Source organism: uncultured Leptotrichia sp. (assembly GCF_938036635.1).
Taxonomy (GTDB): domain Bacteria; phylum Fusobacteriota; class Fusobacteriia; order Fusobacteriales; family Leptotrichiaceae; genus Leptotrichia; species Leptotrichia hongkongensis.
In genome coordinates this window covers 1-2353 of record NZ_CALHQO010000550.1, presented here as the reverse complement: position 1 = coordinate 2353, position 2353 = coordinate 1, and the positions used below count along the sequence as shown (strand labels likewise).

General features: G+C 30.0%; 3 protein-coding genes. All 3 read left to right on the top strand.

The window, feature by feature from the left end; all coding sequences use genetic code 11:
• Positions 1-86 precede the first annotated feature (86 nt).
• The 3 genes from Q0370_RS11120 (at position 87) to Q0370_RS11110 (ending at position 2050) form a co-directional block, all read left to right on the top strand.
• Complete coding sequence (locus Q0370_RS11120) at positions 87-365, top strand: hypothetical protein (RefSeq protein ID WP_299575712.1); 279 nt, start codon at positions 87-89, stop codon at positions 363-365.
• Positions 366-439: 74 nt separating this feature from the next.
• Positions 440-1216 (top strand): DUF6683 family protein, encoded by a 777-nt coding sequence (locus Q0370_RS11115; protein ID WP_299575710.1) that lies wholly within the window; start codon positions 440-442, stop codon positions 1214-1216.
• A 21-nt stretch (positions 1217-1237) separates the two neighbouring features.
• Complete coding sequence (locus Q0370_RS11110; RefSeq protein WP_299575708.1) at positions 1238-2050, top strand: TraX family protein; 813 nt, start codon at positions 1238-1240, stop codon at positions 2048-2050.
• The last annotated feature ends 303 nt before the right edge of the window (positions 2051-2353 follow it).

Here is a 2353-nt window from a genome sequence, read left to right as displayed (position 1 = left end):
TTTTGGCTGTGGGAATAGGTTTTTTTGTAATAAGTTTTATTAAAAGAGGGAAAATGTAAAAAATCAGATTTTAGGAGGTAAGAACTATGAAATTAAATTTAAAAAAATTATTTGCTATAGCAATTATTGGAGCAGGAGTATTTGTATCACAACAGTCACATGCATTTATGGGATATGATTATTATATGGATCCTACAAATTTGCCAAGCGATACGTTACGGGAAAATCTTTTGCAGCAAACTTTTGATAATCATAACAAAGTTTTTAATAATAGCAATAAAACAAACGGCAATATGTCATTACTGCCTTCAATTATATTTCTTGCAGCCTGGTTTTATATCTATGGAAAGAAAAAAGTAAAGTAGAAACTCTCATTTTATTTTAATCAGAATTACATATCATAAAATTAAAAAATAACTTTAAGCAAGGAGTAAAAATTATGAAAGTAAACTTGAAAAAACTATTTGTTACAGCAGTTATTGTAGTGGGAATATTTGTATCACAGCCTGCACACGCATTTTATTATGATATGTCAGACAGTTTTAACTATACAAACAATGTGATAAATAGTACAAGAAATTATTTACTTGGTAGTGAAGTAATAAGCCACATTAAAAAAGGAGATTATTCTTCAAAGAAAAAATCAAATTCTAAAAAAACAACTACAAAAACAACGGGAAGTTCAGCAACTTCAACTACAGCCCCAAAAACAACAAAAGCAAATATTACTTTTAAATCGGACGGAAATACAAGAGGACTTGATTATTTTGTTAATAACTATCCGTCAAAACAGAGAGGGGAAGCAAGAACATACCTGAAACAGATGCAGGATTCTTTCCCGCAGGTAGCACGTTCAGTAGGAATACCTACAAATGACCTGTCTTCAGGACTGGCAGCTGCAATAGCAGGAGCATATATGGCATATAACAATGTAAGTCTGAATGATAATTATATGAAACCTCTGCAAAATCAGTTAAAAACAGTGCTTCAAGGTGTAGATGACTTTGATAAAATGAGTGACAGTGATAAAAAGTATATTTATGACCAAATGGTAATAATAGGAATGACTTTAGCTGTGAATCAGTCTCAAAACCAGCAAAATCCAAATGCAAAAGTTACAGCTCAATTAAGAAATGCAGGAAAAGAAATACTTGAAGCCTTTCTTGGAGTAAGTGCAGGTAAAGTAAAAATAACATCATCGGGGCTTTCTTATTAAAATAGTAAAATAGGAGTAAAAATGAATAAAAAAGATATATTTTCTAAAGGGATAGATTCATTTACCCTGCATATTCTGGCAATGACATTTATGGTGGCAGATCATCTGTGGAATATATTTTTTCCTAATCAGATATGGTTAAATGTGCTTGGAAGACTTGCCTTTCCTATTTTTGCCTTTATGCTCGTGGAAGGATTTTTTAGGACTAAAAACAGAAAAAAATATTTAATACGTATTTTTATTTTTGCAGCTATTTCGGAAATTCCGTTCAATCTTTTTGCAAGTCTGGCATTAAAAGGAGAAATAATGGTATTTTATCCATATAACAATGTATTATGGACTTTCGGAATTGCCTTATGTGGAATGAATTTACTGGAAAAGACCGAAAAATCAGAAAATATGAATAAAATAATAAAATTTTTTGCAAAAGCTGTTATAAGTATTATCACTGCTATAATTGCACATTTTGCAAGAAGTGATTATTTAGGATATGGAATTGCAATTATTCTGATATTCTATTTTTTCAGGGGGAAAGATTACAAAAACATAATATTTCAGGCTGTATTAATGGTATTTCTAAACATATTTATTATGCCTGGACTTGAATTTCCGTTTAACTTTTTTGGAAATGAGATATTTATAAAAACACAGATATTTGCGATATTTTCACTGCCGATAATATGGCTTTACAACGGAAAGCAGGGTATTCATAACAAATTTACAAAATATATGTTTTATTTCTTTTATCCATTGCATCTTTTAATGATAGTGGCGATTTATGTTTCTTTTATGATATATCTGATTTCTTTGATAGGTAAGAATTATGGAAATTAAATGAAGCCAATATTTACAAAGCAAAAGTTTAAGAAGAACTGTTAAGAAAATAAAAAACATAAAAAATTCTGTATCCATTGGGGAAGTGATAAAATTGAAAAAAATTTTAATAATAGCTATGATAGTTTTTGTTGTTTTTAGCTGCAATAAGAAACAGGAACAAAATAAAACAAAAAAACATCCGCTTGGGCAACCAAACGGATGTTTTGTTTGAAGACAATGTTTTTTGAGCCTTTCCTTAAGTGATGACGGACGGTAGCGACTTTCTTCGAAATTCCATACCTAAACTTTGAGCCTATAGTC

Bases quoted from the DNA above. Each gene is read 5' to 3' on its own strand.
- Q0370_RS11115 (WP_299575710.1), top strand. From the start codon at position 440: ATGAAAGTAAACTTGAAAAAACTATTTGTTACAGCAGTTATTGTAGTG.
- Q0370_RS11110 (WP_299575708.1), top strand. From the start codon at position 1,238: ATGAATAAAAAAGATATATTTTCTAAAGGGATAGATTCATTTACCCTG.
- Q0370_RS11120 (WP_299575712.1), top strand. From the start codon at position 87: ATGAAATTAAATTTAAAAAAATTATTTGCTATAGCAATTATTGGAGCA.